This is a genomic window from Xanthomonas sp. NCPPB 1638 (assembly GCF_041475635.2).
Taxonomy (GTDB): domain Bacteria; phylum Pseudomonadota; class Gammaproteobacteria; order Xanthomonadales; family Xanthomonadaceae; genus Xanthomonas; species Xanthomonas cucurbitae.
Genome location: NZ_CM192984.1, coordinates 4,241,041 through 4,257,170 on the forward strand (window position 1 = coordinate 4,241,041; position 16,130 = coordinate 4,257,170).

The following is a 16,130-nucleotide window of genomic DNA, read 5'->3' on the forward strand; positions in this document are numbered from 1 at the left end:
AGGGGTTACCGCCTATCGACTGGATCAGGCGACGAACAGCGCCTTCATCTTCTTCAGCGCATTCGCCTCGATCTGGCGGATGCGCTCGGCCGACACACCGTACTCATCGGCCAGTTCCTGCAGCGTCACCTTGGACTCCGCATCCAGCCAGCGACGCTTGACGATATCGCGCGAACGCGTGTCCAGGCCGGCCATGCCTTCGCGAAGCAACTGCAGCTGGTTGTCTTCGCTGTCGTGCCGCTCGTAGGCCTGCGAGGGATCTTCCTCGTTGGCCACCAGGTAGCTCACCGGCGACGGCGGACCATGGTCGTCGTCCTCGTCCGAGGAGGCATCGAACCCGATATCCCGGCCGGACAGGCGCGACTCCATCTCCATCACTTCACGCTCGGAGACGTTCAGGTCCTTGGCGACCGCGGTCACTTCGGAGGCATTGAGCCAGCCCAGGCGGGTCTTGGACTTGCGCAGGTTGAAGAACAGCTTGCGCTGCGCCTTGGTCGTGGCGACCTTGACGATGCGCCAGTTCTTCAGGATGAACTCGTGCATTTCCGCACGGATCCAATGCACCGCGAAGCTGACCAGGCGCACGCCCATGTCCGGATCGAAGCGCTTGACCGCCTTCATCAGGCCGATATTGCCTTCCTGGATCAGGTCGCCCAGCGGCAGGCCGTAGCCGTTGTAGCCGCGGGCCACATGCACCACGAAGCGCAGGTGGGAATGGACCAGTTCGCGCGCGGCGTCCAGATCCAGCTCGTCGCGAAAGCGGCGGGCCAGAGTCTGCTCCTCATCGACCGACAGCACCGGGATCTGGTGCACGGCACCGATGTAGGCGTCCAGCGAACCGAGCGCACTGGGAATCGGGAGATTGTTTGCCACGAGGGCAGTGGAAGTCGTCTGGTTCATAGGCACCATCTTAGCAGTCGAACTATTGGACTGCCGGGTATAGAAAGAGTTCCCAGCGTTCCATTCATAGGACATTCGGGCTTGAGATCCCCACGGCGTTCCACCGTAGAACTCCCCGATTTCAAGGCCTACGCTACCACCGCCGCCCTGCGCAGACCGTGACAAAACGGCCGCCAATGCGCCCGGCGCTGGCGCCGTTCAGCCGGCGGCCGAGGTTGTGTCCAGCGCGTTGCGGGGCGGCAGCGACCAGTCGATCAGGCCCAGACCACGGCGCTGCAGATGCTCGTTGGTCCTGGAGAAATGCGTGCACCCCAGGAAACCGCGATGCGCCGACAGCGGCGAAGGATGCGGCGCCTTGAACACCCGGTGCCGGGCCTGGTCGATGACCTTGCCCTTGGACTGTGCATAGCTGCCCCACAGCAGGAACACCAGGCCCTCGCGCTCGCGGTTGAGGGTCTCCACCACATGGTCGGTGAAGCCTTCCCAGCCCTTGTTCTGGTGCGCGCCGGCACGGCCCTGCTCCACCGTCAGCACCGCGTTGAGCAGCAACACGCCCTGCCGCGCCCACGGCATCAGATAGCCATGATCGGGACGCGGGATGCCCAGATCGTCCTGGATTTCCTTGTAGATATTGAGCAGCGACGGCGGCACCGGCACACCCGGCAGCACCGAAAAGCACAGCCCATGCGCCTGGCCTTCGCCGTGATACGGGTCCTGCCCGAGGATCACCACCTTGACCTGATCGAACGGGGTGGCATCGAAGGCGGCGAAGATCTGCGGGCCGGGCGGAAATACCCGCGCGCCGGCCGCCTTGCGCTGACGCAGGAAAGCGGAGAGCTCCTGCATTTCCGGGCGCAGCAACCAATCGCCCACCTTTGCCTTCCACGACGGTTCCAGCTGGATGCGCCCTTCCACTTCGCTCACAGCGTGACAGCCTGATCCTCAAGACGGGCCAGCCGCAGCTGGAACAGCACCTTGGTCACCAGCAGGCGTTCTTCGATGGGCTTTTGCACCAGATCGTTGGCACCGGCACGCAGCAGCTCGGATTGGTTGCGCGGGTTGGTGTCGCCGGTCATCACCAGCACCGGCAGGCGGCGCTTGCCGTAGGCGAAGTCGATCCGGATGCGCTCGACCACATCGCGCCCGTTGAGCTCGCCCTTGAGGGTGACGTCGGTCAGCACCACGTCGATGCGGCGCTCGGTGCGGCCCAGCGATTCGGCGGTGAGCAGCGCGAACGCATCTTCGGCGGTGAGCACGTGCACCACTTTCAGGCTCTGCCGTTCGAGCATGCGCTTGGTCGCCTCGGCCACCACGCGGCTGTCCTCGATGTACAACACGGTGGCACCCACCACCGGCTCGGGCTGCACGTAGCCGCGGATGAAGGTGGCCAGCGCTTCGTGGCCCAACGCCTTGTCGAAATAGTCGGTGACGTATTCGGTGAAGCGGCGTTCGACCAGATGCTGTTGCGCATCGCCAGACACCACGATCACCGGCACATAGGCCTGGCCGGCCGCTTCGCGCACGCTGCGCGCCAGCGCCAGGCCATCGCCATCGGGCAGGGACAGCGAGGTGGTGACCAGATCCATGGCGCCGGCTTCCAGCGCATCGCGCGCGTCGGCGATGCTGGCGCAGCCGATCACCTGCACATTGGGCAGGTCGCGCTTGAGCACGTCGGCAATGAGCTTGCGCACCAGCTTCGAGCCATCGACGACCATCACGCGCGGTGCATCGCTGATGAGGTGCTTGAGATCTGGTGGGTGCATGGCAGGCCTCAGGTCTCGGTGGGACGGGTCTGGCGGAGGAAGTGGCCGGTGACCAGCCAGGCCCCCAGCCAACCCAGGACCAGGGTACCGACAAGCACCGTCACAGAATGCAGCAGATCCAGCCCGTGCAGCGTAAAGGAGCTGCCGTAGCTATCGGCCAACGTGGCCAGTGGCGCACGCAATGCCAGGCCCGATGCGGCGATCAAGGCGAGCGCGACCGCGCCAGCACCCAGGCCATACCACGCGCCCAGATACAGGAACGGGCGGCGGATGAAGCCGTCGCTGGCGCCGAGCAGCTGCAGCACGCCGATCTCTTCGCGCCGCGACTGGATGTCCAGCCGCACGGTGTTGCCAACCACCAGCACCGCGCCGATGCCGAGCAGCGCCGACAGCACCTGCACCAGGCGCTCGCCGAAGTGCAGCCAGCCATCCAGCCGCTTGCGCCACAGCGCATCGTGCTGCACCTGGTCGGCCTGCGGCAGCGCCTGCAAGGCGCCGGCCAGTTGCGCATCGTCGGTGGCGTCGGCCGGGGTCACGACCAGCAGCGTGGGCAGCGGGTTGTCGCCCAGCACGTCGATCGCCTCGTCCAGCTTGGCGCTCTCGCGCAGCTCGGCCAGCCCCTGCGCCGGCGTGCGCACGGTGACCTGTGCCACGTCCGGGCGCGCACGCAGCTGGCCGGCCAGCGCCTGCGCCGCATCGGCAGCCACATCCACCTTCAGGAACAGATTGATCTCGCGCGACTGCTGCACGCTGCCAGCCAGCAGCTTGACGTTGTCCAGCGCGATCGACAGCCCCAGCGGCAGTGCCAACGCCAAGGCCATCACCACGATGGTCAGCAAGGTGGCCCATGGCTTGCGCATCGCGCGGCCCAGGCTGAAGGCGATGCTGTGCAGATGGTGGTCGACCCAAACGCCAACGCGCGAGGGTGCCACCGCTTCGGTATTGGCAAGCTTGCTCATTCGGCCAGATCCTGCGGCGAGATGTCGTCGACCAGGCGACCGTGGTCCAGGATCAGCACACGCTTGCGCATCTGCTTGAGCAGCGCCAGGTCGTGGCTGACCACCAGCACGCTGGTGCCGCGGGCAGGCAGTTCGGCGAACAGCTGCATGATCTCCGCGGCCAGGGCCGGGTCGAGGTTGCCGGTGGGTTCGTCGGCCACCAGCAGGCGCGGCTCGCCGACGATGGCACGGGCGATGCCCACGCGTTGCTGTTCGCCGGCGGAGAGTTGCGATGGCAAGGCTTTCTCACGATGGGCCAGGCCGATGCGTTCCAGCGCCGAGCGCACGCGCTTGCCGATCTCGGCGCGGCGGGTGCCACGCAGGATCAGCGGCAGCGCCACGTTCTCGGCAATGCTGCGGTCGTTGAGCAGACGGTGGTCCTGATACACCGCACCCACCTGCCGGCGATGCAGCGGAATCTGCCGGCCACGCACCTTGAGCAGGTTGCGCTCGCCCAGCAGCACCGTGCCGTGGCTGGGCCGCTCGCTGAGGTGGATCAATTTGAGCAAGGTACTTTTGCCGGCGCCGGAGTGGCCGGTCACGAACAGCATCTCGCCATCGGCCACTTCGAAGCTGACCTCGGTCAGCGCCTGGTGGCCACCGGCGTAGTGCTTGCTGACGTTGTCGAAACGCAGAACGGTCATTCAGCGATTATGCCGGAGCGCCAGCGCTTGCGTCGCATCGCCGACCACCGGCGATGCGATTGCTTCGCCCGGACGTCAGTTGCCCGACACCAGCGAGCGCAGGCGGCGTCCGATCCGGCTCAGCAACGACGGGCTGCCGGCCGGCTTGGCTGCGGCACGCACCGGCTTGGCGACCACCTGGGTGGGCTTGCGCGGCGCGGCGGGTGCCGGCACGGGCGTGGATGCCACGACCGGCTCGCCCCCTTCGACCGGCCGGCCGTTGCGACGACGACGGCGCTTGCGCGGCGCGCGCTCGGCGTCGCTGACGATCGTCGAGGGTGCCTGTTCGGCCGCTGCCGCTACCACGGGTGCGGCGGCGGGCGTTGCAGCCGCCTCGCCTTCCACCCGCGGCTTGCGGCGCGGACGCGGCTTGCCATCGGCACTGCCGCCTTCACGACGACCGCCACCACTGCGCGAACCGCCACCGCCCGGACCGCTGCGACCGCCGCCACGGCGGGCTTCATCGGCCGCACGCTGTTCGCGTGCCTCGCGGAAGATGGTGCCCACGCTGTCGCCAGCGTCGGCGTCGGCGTCTTCGCCTTCCACCGGCGTGCGCGGCGCGCGCGGCAGCGGGGTCAGCAATTCGGAGGTCACCGGCTCGACCGGGATCTTCTGCTCGATGTAGGCCTCGATGTCCGGCAGGCTCATTGCGTAGCGCTCGCAGGCGAAGCTGATCGCATCGCCCTCCTCGCCCAGGCGCGCGGTGCGGCCGATGCGGTGCACGTAGTCTTCCGCATCGAACGGCAGGTCGTAGTTGTAGACGTACTTGACCCCGTCGATATGCAGGCCGCGCGCGGCCACGTCGGTGGCCACCAGGATCTCCAGCTGGCCCTTCTGGAAGCGGTTGAGCAGCGACTCGCGCTTTTTCTGCGGCACGTCGCCCGACAGCACGCCCACCCGGTAGCCATGACGCTCCAGGGTGCGCGCCACCCGCTCCACGAACGCCTTGGTGTTGACGAACACCATGGTGCGCGCGCCTTCGCTGCGCGAGAGCAGGCCCAGCAGCAGCGTCTGCTTCTCTTCGTCGGAGGGGAAGTAAATGCGCTGGCGCACCCGTGCGGCGGTGATGGTCTCGGTCTCCACCACCAGCTTTTCCGGCTCGTTCATGTGCTCGTAGGCCAGCTCCAGCACGCGGTGGCTGAGGGTGGCCGAGAACAGCAGGGTCTGGCGGGTGCCGCGCTCGGGCATGCGCCGTAGCAGGAAGCGGATGTCCTTGATGAAGCCCAGGTCGAACATGCGGTCGGCTTCGTCCAGCACGCAGATCTCGCAGGCGTGCAGCGAGACAACCTTGTGCTGCTTGACGTAGTCGATCAGCCGGCCCGGCGTGGCGATGATGACGTCCACGCCCTGTTGCAGCAGCTCGCGCTGCTTGTCGTAGTCCACCCCGCCGTAGACCAGCGCAAAGCGCAGCCCCAGCTCGGCGCCGAACTTGACCGCATCCTTGTGGATCTGGATGGCCAGCTCGCGGGTGGGCGCCAGGATCAGCGCGCGCGGGTCCTCCGGCTTGCGGTCGGCCAGCGCCGGGCGGCTCAGCAGGCGGTTCATCACCGCCACCAGGAACGCCAGCGTCTTGCCGGTGCCGGTCTGCGCCTGGCCGGCGACGTCACCGCCGGGCAGGGCCACCGGCAGGGTGAGCGCCTGGATCGGGGTACAGCGGGTGAACCCGGCGCTCTCCAGCCCGGCGACCAGCGCCGGATGCAGCTCGAACGAGGAAAAAGTCAAATCAGTCAGCGGTTTGTCGCTCATTATTCCGTCTTCATAAGGCGCCCTGGGCAGCCCGGGCGCGGCTTGCATCAATGCCGACAGCGTCGCAAACTGCGGCTCTTGTGGCGGACAGCGCGGCTTCAGAAGTGACTCTTGATTCAGTCGCGCAATGCCCCAGTTTAACGCAATGTGGCGGCCTGCCCGATCGGGTGGGCCGTTTGGTTTCCAGGAGACCCAACGTGAGCGACAAGGTTCAACATGTCGGCGATGCCGACTTCGAGACAGCGGTACTGCAATCGGGCGAACCGGTTCTGGTGGATTTCTGGGCCGAATGGTGCGGCCCGTGCAAGATGATTGCCCCGGTGCTGGACGATCTGGCCGACACCTACCAGGGCAGGCTCAAGGTTGCCAAGGTCAATGTAGACCAGAACCGCGCCCTGGCCATCAAATATCATGTGCGCTCCATTCCGATGCTGCTGCTGTTCAAGGATGGTCAGGTGCAGGCCACCCAGATCGGGGCGGTCGGCAAGGGCCAGTTGACCCAGATGATCGACAAGACCCTCGGCGGTGCCGTCGCCTGAGTGGCCGGGCGCCCGGCGTTGGGCGCCCGGCGCGGTTCGCCGGCGGTTAAATCCGGCCTGAGCCAGTGCTTGCGCGGTTGCGCGCAGCGGTGATAGTGTCAGTGGGTCCGGCACACGTTCGTGCGCCGCCGCACCCCTCTAGAAGCTCTTCTAGACTCCCATCTACCAATAGTTCGCCCCCTAGCTGGGCGCTCGCACCTTAGCGAGGAATCACGCACTTGTCCGATCATCCTTCCTCCGATACCGGGAGCAGCGTCGACGCTCCCGTCGAGAAGCGCGTGCGCAAGCCGCGCGCGAGCAAGACCGCCGTCGCCCACGACGATGCCGGCACGCAGCAACCCAACCTGCCCTTGCCCGCCAGCCCCGCACCCGACGCGCCCCGCGCCCCGCAAGCACCGTCGCGCGCTGCCGAATCGGCGCAGACGTCCGGCGATGGCGCAGCGACCAGCAGCAGTGCGCCCAGCACCCACCAGGGCGGCGAACAGGGCGAGCCCCGCGAGGGCGGCCAGTCGCAGCAGCAGCGCTTCAATCAGGCGCAGCAACAGCAGAACCAGAATCAGGCGCAAAGCCAGGGCCAGGGCCAGAACCAGGGCCAGAACCAGGGCCAGAACCAGGGCCAGAACGGCGGCCAGCACCAGCAGGGCCAGGGCCAGAACCAGCAGGGCAATCGCCGCGACCGCTTCCGCAACCGCCGCGACCGCGGCCCGCGCGACCGTTTCGGCAATGACGGCGGTGGCATGCCGTCCTCCGACGGCAGCAACGAGCCGTTCGTGGCGCGCCCGCACCCGGCCGTGCCCGAGGGCTTCCCGGTCTATTCGCTGAGCGACCTCAAGCGCATGCCGGCGCAGAAGCTGCTGGATATCGCCGACCAGCTCAACATCCAGGAAGGCGTGGCCCGCGCGCGCAAGCAGGACGTGATCTTCGCCCTGCTGAAAGTGCTGACCCGTCATGGCGAAGGCGTGGCCGCCGACGGTGTGCTGGAAATCCTGCCCGACGGCTTCGGCTTCCTGCGCGCTGCAGAAGCCAGCTACCTGGCCGGCCCGGACGATACCTATATCTCGCCCAGCCAGATCCGCCGTTTCAACCTGCGTACCGGCGATCACCTGTCCGGCCGCATCCGCTTCCCCAAGGACGGCGAGCGCTATTTCGCGCTGTCGATCGTGGACACCATCAACGGTGAGCCGCTGGAAGCCAGCAAGAACAAGGTGCTGTTCGAGAACCTGACCCCGCTGTTCCCGCGTCGCCGCTTCCGGCTGGAACGTGGCGATGGGTCCACCGAGGACATCACCGGCCGCATCCTGGATCTGATGGCGCCGCAGGGCAAGGGTCAGCGTGCGCTGATCGTCTCCCCGCCCAAGGCCGGCAAGACGATGATGATGCAGCAGGTGGCCACGGCCATCACCACCAATCATCCCGAAGTGCACATGATCGTGCTGCTCATCGACGAGCGCCCGGAAGAAGTGACCGAAATGCAGCGCACCGTGCGCGGCGAGGTCATCTCCTCCACGTTCGACGAGCCGGCTGCGCGCCACGTGCAGGTGGCCGAGATGGTGATCGAGCGGGCCAAGCGCCTGGTCGAGCACAAGAAGGACGTGGTGATCCTGCTCGACTCCATCACCCGCCTGGCGCGCGCCTACAACAACGTGGTGCCCAGTTCCGGCAAGGTGCTCACCGGTGGTGTGGACGCCAACGCCCTGCATCGCCCGAAGCGTTTCTTCGGTGCGGCGCGTAACGTGGAAGAAGGCGGCTCGCTGACCATCATCGCCACGGCGCTGGTGGAAACCGGCAGCAAGATGGACGAGGTGATCTACGAAGAGTTCAAGGGCACCGGCAACAGCGAAGTGCATCTGAACCGTCGCATCACCGAAAAGCGCGTGTATCCGGCGATCGACATCAACCGTTCGGGCACCCGCCGCGAAGATCTGTTGATCGAGCCGGAGCTGCTGCAGAAGATCTGGATCCTGCGCAAGCTGCTGCACCCGATGGACGAGATCGCCGCGATGGAATTCCTGCTGGACAAGATGAAGACCACCAAGTCCAACGACGAGTTCTTCAGTTCGATGAAGCGCTGATTCGGTTCTGCGTCATCGTTGCAGGAAAGCCCCGCATCGCGGGGCTTTCTTATGTACGCAACTGCCGATTACTGGCGCAGGTCGCGGAAGATCGATAGCGGCAAGGGCACGCCGGGCGAGCTGCGCAACGGATTGATATCCAATCCGCCGCGACGGGTGTAACGCGCCTCGACCACCAGCCATTCGGGCGCACACCGCTGCAGTAGGTCGTTGAAGATGCGCTCCACGCACTGCTCGTGGAATTCGGCGTGGTCGCGGAAACTGACCAGGTAGCGCAGCAAGCCCTCCCGGTCGATCGGCGCACCGCGATAACGCAGGCTCAGGCTGGCCCAATCCGGCTGGCCGGTGACCGGGCAGTTGGATTTGAGCAAGGCAGAGGTGAGCACTTCCTCCACCGCCGCCCCGGCGTGGGCATGCAGATACGCAGCATTGGGCGGGCCGTAATCGTCGATGCTGATATCCAGCGCATCGATGGACTCGCCCTCGCCCACCGCGTCGATCGGCGGCAGGCCGAATTCCACCACCACATCGGCACCAGCCCGCGTGGACAGGTCGGTGGCGATGCGGGTCCGCACGGCTTCGGCGCTATTGAAGCGGGTGGCGTTGAGCGAATTCAGATACAACTTGAGCGACTTGGATTCGATCAGCGAAGGCGAGTCGCAGGGCACATGCAAGGTCGCCGTGGCGACACAGGGCTTGCCGTGCGCATCGAGCCAGCTCAGCTCGTAGGCATGCCAACGGTCACGCCCGATGAAGGGCAGCGCGCCGGCCAGACCGATCGCCGCGCGCCCGGCCGCGCGCGGAATCGGAAACAGCAGCGACAGATCGTAGCCACTGGGATAAGCGACCTCACGACCAAGGGTGGACTCTTCAGGGGTATTCATCCGGCCATTTTAGGCCGTTCGTGCTGGCCGTGAGGTGTATGGCGAGGTCGGATAGACGGGACCGACGGACACCTCGCCACCTGGCTCATCACCTAGCCGCACATCTCAACCGAAAGCGGGAATCGTCCAGCCGCAGACGATTCCCGATTCCCGATTAACCCTGCTGCAGATAATCCAGCGACACCTGCAACAACGCGCGCAAACCCACATCCAGCGAGGACTCGTCCAGCAGGAACTGCGGCGAGTGATTGCTGGGCGCGGTGGCCGGGTCGATGCCCTTGGCAGTGGAGCCGACGAAGAAGAACATCGACGGCACCTGCTGGGCGTAGAACGAGAAGTCTTCCGCGCCCATCTGCAACGGCGGCTCGTAGACATTGTCCGCGCCCACCACCGCCTGCAGGCTGGGCAGCATCCGGGCGGTCAATGCGGGGTCGTTCACGGTGGCCGGGTTGCCGGGCTGGTCCGGTACCTGTGCCTGCACCTTGGCGCCGTGCGCGGCGGCGGTGTGCTCGGCCACGTTCTTCAAGTCAGCGAAGATCTGCTGGCGCATGCCCTCATCGAAGGTGCGGATGGTGCCGACCATGTCCACATCGTCGGGAATGATGTTGTAGCGGATGCCGCCCTTGATCGCACCGAAGCTGAGCACCGCCGGCTGCTTGGACAGGTTGGCGCGGCGGCTAATCACCGTCTGCGCGGTGGAGATCATGTCGGCGCTGGCCACGATCGGGTCGATGCCGTTCCACGGGGCCGAGCCATGGGTCTGGCGGCCAATCATCTTGATCGCAAAGCGATCCGACGCGGCCATCAGCGGGCCGCTGCGCACCGCGATCTTGCCAGCCTGCACGCTGGAGAACACATGCAGGCCGAACACCGCCTGCGGCTTGAAGTCGGCGAACAGGCCTTCCTTCAACATCAGCGAGGCACCGCCCTCCTCGTTGCCCGGTGCGCCCTCTTCGGAGGGTTGAAAGATCAGCATCACTTCGCCGGGCAACTGGTCGCGCATGCCCACCAGCGCTTCGGCCACGCCGAGCAGGATGGCAGTGTGGGCGTCGTGGCCGCAGGCATGCATCACCCCGACCTGCTCGCCGCGGTACTCGGCGGTGGCCTTGGAGGCGAACGGCAGGCCGGTCTGTTCGGTCACCGGCAGTGCGTCCATGTCCGCGCGCAGGGCGATCTTCGGGCCAGGCTTGCCCCCCTTGATGATCGCCACCACGCCATGGTGCGCGATGCCGGTGCGCGGCTTGAGGCCCAGCTTGCGCAACTGCGCGGCCACGGTGGCGGCGGTGCGCTCTTCGCGGTTGGACAGTTCCGGATGCTGGTGGAAGTCGCGCCGCCACTGCACCACCTTGGGCTGCAGCGTGGCGGCGACGGTGGCCACCTCCGGGCGTGGCGCGGTCTGCGCAGGGGCAAGCAGGGGCAGGGCGAGCAACAGCACGCCGGACAACAGGCAGGAGTGGCGCATCGACGATCCTTAAATGAACTCCTTGCACTGTAGTGTACCTGGGCAACCAGGTCTCGCCATGCGACGCAGGCCACGTCCCGGGTAACCAGACCCAGGCTGGCCCACTTGGGCGCGACCGGGGCGGCGATGGCGCGCCGGCGTGTCGGGGCCGGCAGTTGCCGGGCACCTACGCGGAGTCGGCGCTGACCGGGACCCGACTGCCGAGCCGGTTCAATTGGCGGCAGTCGGCGGGCGCGTGGCCGCTGCTGCGCCCCCCTCTGTGGGCGGGTAGTGGGTCCGGATTCAGCACGCTGGTCAACCGTTGCCACCGCCGCGCGTTCCCGCCCCGTCGCAGAAGTGAACGTTGTGGCGGTCTCGCAAGGCAAGCCGTTACTTCAGTAACGCTCAATCTCCCGGGCGCAACGATATGCTTCGCAACGCCGCCCCACGGTCGCTCCCAGCGCCCGGCCCGCCATCAGGAGTTGTCGCATGTCGCGTTTTTGGAAGATCGCACTGTTGGTGCTCGCAGTGCTCGTGGTTGTGTTCGTCGCCGTGCGGATGGTGGGCGGAAATAGCCGGGGCAAGCCGGCAGGTGCAGCAGACGGCAATGGCAACGAAGACGCCGGCCCGGTTCCGGTGACGGTGGTGGCCACGACCAGCCAGGATGTGCCTGTCTACGCCAGCGCGCTGGGCACGGTGACCGCGCTCAATACGGTCACGGTCAGCCCGCAGGTCGGTGGCCAACTGATGAGCCTGAACTTCAAGGAAGGCCAGGAAGTGAAGAAGGGCCAGGTGCTGGCGCAGATCGACCCGCGCACGCTGCAGGCCAGCTACGACCAGGCGCTGGCGGCCAAGCGCCAGAACCAGGCGCTGCTGGCGACGGCGCGGGTGAACTACCAGCGCTCCAACGACCCGGCCTACAAGCAATACGTTTCGCGCACCGATCTGGACACCCAGCGCAACCAGGTGGCGCAGTACGAGGCCGCGGTGGCCGCCAACGATGCGCAGATGCGCTCGGCGCAGGTGCAGTTGCAGTTCACCCGCGTCACCGCGCCGATCGACGGCATCGCCGGCATCCGCGGCGTGGACGTGGGCAATATCGTCACTACCACCTCCACCATCGTGACGCTGACCCAGGTCCGCCCGATCTACGTGTCCTTCAACCTGCCCGAACGCGAGCTGCAGGCGGTGCGCAGCGGCCAGGCGGCGGCGCCGTTGGGCGTGGCGGCGCTGGACCGCGGCGATGCACATGTCATCAGCGGCGGCGGCAAGCTGGAGGTGATCGACAACCGCATCGCCGCCGACAGCGGCACCTTCGGCGCGCGTGCGATCTTCGACAACACCGACAACGCCTTGTGGCCGGGCCAGTTCGTCAACGTGCGGCTGCAGCTGCGCACCATCTCCAACGGTACCGTGGTGCCGACCCAGGCCGTGCAGCGCGGTCCGGACGGCGATTACGTCTACGTGGTGGGCAGCGACAGCACCGCGCAGATGCGCACCGTGGTGCAGGGTGTGGAACTGGACGACAGCCATGTGCAGGTCACCAAAGGCCTCAAGCCGGGCGAGCGCGTGGTCACCGAAGGCCAGTTCCGGCTCAAGCCGGGCAGCAAGGTCAGCGCGCTCAAGCCGGGCGAAACGCCGCCGGAGCCGACCGAGGCCGAACTCAAGGCCGCGCAGGACAAGCAGAAGGGCGGCGGCGGTGGCCGTCGTGGCGGCGGCCCGCGCTAATGCCTGACCACTGGCGACGGGACGCCCCGTTGCCAGTGCGCGTCGGCGCCCTGCGCGCCGGCACCGATTGACGTCTTCAGCAAGGACTCCCCCCGTGGGCTTTTCGACCATCTTCATCCGCCGCCCCATCGCCACCTCACTGTTGATGGCGGGCGTCCTGCTGCTGGGCATCCTGGGCTACCGGCAACTGCCGGTATCGGCGCTGCCGGAAATCGATGCGCCCAGCCTGGTAGTGACCACTCAATATCCCGGCGCCAATGCGACCACCATGGCCTCGCTGGTGACCACGCCGCTGGAGCGCCAGTTCGGGCAGATCTCCGGGCTGCAGATGATGACCTCCGATTCGTCGGCGGGCCTGTCCACGATCATCCTGCAGTTCTCGATGGACCGCGATATCGACATCGCCTCGCAGAACGTACAGGCGGCGATCCGCCAGGCCACCCTACCCTCGTCGTTGCCGTACCAGCCGGTCTACAACCGGGTCAATCCGGCCGATGCGGCGATCCTCACCCTCAAGCTCACCTCCGATTCGCTGCCGCTGCGCGAGGTCAACCGCTACGCCGATGCGATCCTGGCCCAGCGCCTGTCGCAGGTGCCGGGCGTGGGCCTGGTGTCGATCGCCGGCAACGTGCGCCCCGCGGTGCGCATCCAGGTCAACCCGGCGCAGCTGTCGAACATGGGCCTGACCATGGAGTCGCTGCGCAGCGCGTTGACCCAGACCAATGTCAGCGCGCCCAAGGGCTCACTTAACGGCAAGACCCAGTCCTACAGCATCGGCACCAACGACCAGCTGACCAATGCGGCGCAGTACCGCGACACCATCATCAGCTTCGCCAACGGCCGCCCGGTGCGGCTGGCCGACGTGGCCAAGGTGGTCGATGGCGTGGAGAACGATCAGCTCGCTGCGTGGGCCGATGGCAAGCCGGCCGTGCTGCTGGAAATCCGCCGCCAACCCGGCGCCAACATCGTGCAGACGGTGGAGCAGATCCGCAGCATCCTGCCGCAGCTGCAGGCGGTGCTGCCGGCCGACGTGCACCTGGAGGTATTTTCCGACCGCACCGAAACCATCCGCGCCTCGGTGCATGAAGTGAAGTTCACCCTGGTGCTGACCATCGCGCTGGTGGTGGCGGTGATCTTCGTGTTCCTGCGCCGGCTGTGGGCCACCATCATTCCCTCGGTGGCAGTGCCGTTGTCGCTGGCCGGCACCTTTGCGGTGATGGCCTTTGCCGGCATGTCGCTGGACAACCTGTCGCTGATGGCGCTGGTGGTGGCGACCGGGTTCGTGGTCGACGATGCGATCGTGATGATCGAAAACATCGTGCGCTACATCGAACAGGGCAAGAGCGGGCCGGAAGCGGCGGAGATCGGCGCCAGGCAGATCGGTTTCACCGTGCTATCGCTGACCGTGTCGCTGGTGGCGGTGTTCCTGCCGCTGCTGCTGATGCCTGGCGTCACCGGACGGTTGTTTCATGAGTTTGCCTGGGTGCTGTCGATCGCGGTGGTGATCTCGATGCTGGTGTCGCTGACGCTGACACCGATGATGTGCGCCTACCTGCTCAAGCCCGATGCGCTACCCGAAGGCGAGGACGCGCACGAACGCGCCGCGGCCGCCGGCAAGACCAACCTGTGGACGCGCACCGTGGGCAGCTACGAGCGCAGCCTGGACTGGGTGCTGGCCCACCAGCCACTGACCCTGGCGGTGGCGATCGGCGCGGTGGCGCTGACGGTGGTGCTGTACGTGGCCATTCCCAAGGGCCTGCTGCCCGAGCAGGACACCGGCCTCATCACCGGGGTGGTGCAGGCCGACCAGAACGTGGCGTTCCCGCAGATGGAAGCGCGCACCCAGGCGGTGGCGGCGGCGCTGCAGAAAGACCCGGCGGTGACCGGCGTGGCGGCCTTTATCGGCGCCGGCACCATGAACCCCACGCTCAACCAGGGCCAGCTCTCCATCGTGCTGAAGACGCGCGGCGACCGCGACGGCCTGGACGAGGTGCTGCCGCGCCTGCAACAGGCCGTGGCCGGCATCCCGGGCGTGGCGCTGTTCCTCAAGCCGGTGCAGGACGTCACCCTGGACACCCGCGTGGCGGCTACCGAATACCAGTATTCGCTATCGGACGTGGACAGCACCGAGCTGGCCACCTGGGCCGGGCGCATGACCGAGGCGATGCGCAAGCTGCCCGAGCTGGCCGACGTGGACAACAACCTGGCCAACCAGGGCCGTGCGCTGGAGCTGACCATCGACCGCGACAAGGCCAGCATGCTCGGCGTGCCGATGCAGACCATCGACGACACGCTGTACGACGCCTTCGGCCAGCGCCAGATCTCCACCATCTTCACCGAGCTCAATCAATACCGGGTGGTGCTGGAAGTGGCGCCGGAATTCCGCAGCAGCACCGCGCTGATGAACCAGCTGGCGGTGGCCAGCAACGGCAGTGGCGCGCTGACCGGCACCAATGCCACCAGCTTCGGCCAGGTCACCTCGTCCAATTCGTCCACCGCCACCGGCGTGGGCGCGCAGAACACCGGCATCGTGGTCGGTGCCGGCAGCAGTATTCCGCTGGCCTCGCTGGCACAGGCCAAGGTCACCAACACGCCGCTGGTGGTGAGCCACCAGCAGCAGCTGCCGGCAGTGACAATCTCGTTCAACCTGGCGCCGGGGCACTCGTTGTCGCAGGCGGTGGCGGCGATCGAACAGGCGCGCGACGCGCTCAAAATTCCCACCCAGGTGCATGCGCAGTTCGTCGGCAAGGCGGCCGAATTCACCGGCAGCCAGACCGACATCGTGTGGCTGCTGCTGGCCTCGATCGTGGTGATCTACATCGTGCTGGGGGTGCTGTACGAGAGCTACATCCATCCGCTGACCATCATCTCCACGCTGCCACCGGCCGGCGTCGGCGCATTGCTGGCGCTGATGATGTGCGGGCTGAGCCTGTCGGTGGACGGCATCGTCGGCATCGTGCTGCTGATCGGCATCGTCAAGAAGAACGCCATCATGATGATCGACTTCGCGATCGAGGCACGACGCGACGGCGCCAACGCGCACGACGCGATCCGGCGCGCCTGCCTGCTGCGCTTCCGCCCGATCATGATGACCACCGCCGCCGCCATGCTGGGCGCGTTGCCGCTGGCGCTGGGCACCGGCATCGGCTCGGAACTGCGCCGCCCGCTGGGCATCGCGATCGTGGGTGGCCTGCTGCTGTCGCAGCTGGTCACGCTGTACACCACCCCGGTGATCTACCTGTACATGGAACGCGCCGGCGAGCGCCTGCGCGCCTGGCGCGCGCGGCGTGCGGCACGCCGTGACGGCACGAATCCGGCACCGACCTCGGGGCGCCCGGCATGAGGACCGGTAGCTTCATCGCTGACCGGTCCGCCT

General features: G+C 66.9%; 12 protein-coding genes. 4 read left to right on the forward strand and 8 right to left on the reverse strand.

Features of this window, described 5'->3' with window-relative positions; translation table 11 throughout:
- Positions 1-24: 24 nt before the first annotated feature.
- The 6 genes from rpoH to rhlB all read right to left on the reverse strand — a co-directional run bounded on the left by rpoH (position 25) and on the right by rhlB (position 6,090).
- Positions 25-900, reverse strand: a complete 876-nt coding sequence (gene rpoH / locus ACCQ13_RS18430; RefSeq protein WP_104603777.1) for an RNA polymerase sigma factor RpoH — start codon at positions 898-900, stop codon at positions 25-27.
- A 198-nt stretch (positions 901-1,098) separates the two neighbouring features.
- Entirely contained in the window at positions 1,099-1,824 is a 726-nt protein-coding gene (gene ung, locus ACCQ13_RS18435) for a uracil-DNA glycosylase (RefSeq protein ID WP_159407732.1), read from the reverse strand.
- The gene (locus ACCQ13_RS18440) at positions 1,821-2,663 is read right to left on the reverse strand and encodes a response regulator (protein ID WP_167526965.1); all 843 of its coding nucleotides are present in this window, start codon (positions 2,661-2,663) and stop codon (positions 1,821-1,823) included. Before ACCQ13_RS18440 ends, ung begins: the two co-directional genes overlap by 4 nt.
- A gap of 8 nt (positions 2,664-2,671) precedes the next feature.
- Complete coding sequence (ftsX, locus tag ACCQ13_RS18445; protein WP_104603779.1) at positions 2,672-3,622, reverse strand: permease-like cell division protein FtsX; 951 nt, start codon at positions 3,620-3,622, stop codon at positions 2,672-2,674.
- Complete coding sequence (ftsE, locus tag ACCQ13_RS18450) at positions 3,619-4,305, reverse strand: cell division ATP-binding protein FtsE (protein ID WP_104603780.1); 687 nt, start codon at positions 4,303-4,305, stop codon at positions 3,619-3,621. The genes ftsX and ftsE overlap by 4 nt, the downstream gene beginning before the upstream one ends.
- Positions 4,306-4,380: 75 nt before the next feature.
- The gene (gene rhlB / locus ACCQ13_RS18455) at positions 4,381-6,090 is read right to left on the reverse strand and encodes an ATP-dependent RNA helicase RhlB (protein WP_104603781.1); all 1,710 of its coding nucleotides are present in this window, start codon (positions 6,088-6,090) and stop codon (positions 4,381-4,383) included.
- Between the two features lie 197 nt (positions 6,091-6,287).
- On the opposite strand from rhlB, the gene trxA reads away from it, so the two are divergent.
- The gene (trxA, locus tag ACCQ13_RS18460) at positions 6,288-6,629 is read left to right on the forward strand and encodes a thioredoxin TrxA (protein ID WP_104603782.1); all 342 of its coding nucleotides are present in this window, start codon (positions 6,288-6,290) and stop codon (positions 6,627-6,629) included.
- 218 nt (positions 6,630-6,847) lie between these two features.
- Positions 6,848-8,701: a transcription termination factor Rho gene (rho, locus tag ACCQ13_RS18465; RefSeq protein WP_372372317.1), complete on the forward strand. Its 1,854-nt coding sequence runs from the start codon at positions 6,848-6,850 to the stop codon at positions 8,699-8,701.
- Between the two features lie 68 nt (positions 8,702-8,769).
- Here rho and queF read toward each other — a convergent pair whose 3' ends face one another.
- Together queF and ACCQ13_RS18475 are read right to left on the reverse strand one after the other, a co-directional pair.
- Positions 8,770-9,585, reverse strand: a complete 816-nt coding sequence (queF, locus tag ACCQ13_RS18470) for an NADPH-dependent 7-cyano-7-deazaguanine reductase QueF (RefSeq protein WP_104603784.1) — start codon at positions 9,583-9,585, stop codon at positions 8,770-8,772.
- A 154-nt stretch (positions 9,586-9,739) separates the two neighbouring features.
- Complete coding sequence (locus tag ACCQ13_RS18475; protein ID WP_104603785.1) at positions 9,740-11,047, reverse strand: M20 family metallopeptidase; 1,308 nt, start codon at positions 11,045-11,047, stop codon at positions 9,740-9,742.
- 468 nt (positions 11,048-11,515) lie between these two features.
- Between ACCQ13_RS18475 and ACCQ13_RS18480 the strand changes: the two genes are divergently transcribed.
- Together ACCQ13_RS18480 and ACCQ13_RS18485 are read left to right on the forward strand one after the other, a co-directional pair.
- Positions 11,516-12,754, forward strand: coding sequence for an efflux RND transporter periplasmic adaptor subunit (locus ACCQ13_RS18480; RefSeq protein ID WP_104603786.1), 1,239 nt, complete (start codon positions 11,516-11,518; stop codon positions 12,752-12,754).
- Positions 12,755-12,848: 94 nt separating this feature from the next.
- Positions 12,849-16,097 (forward strand): efflux RND transporter permease subunit, encoded by a 3,249-nt coding sequence (locus ACCQ13_RS18485; protein WP_104603787.1) that lies wholly within the window; start codon positions 12,849-12,851, stop codon positions 16,095-16,097.
- The last annotated feature ends 33 nt before the right edge of the window (positions 16,098-16,130 follow it).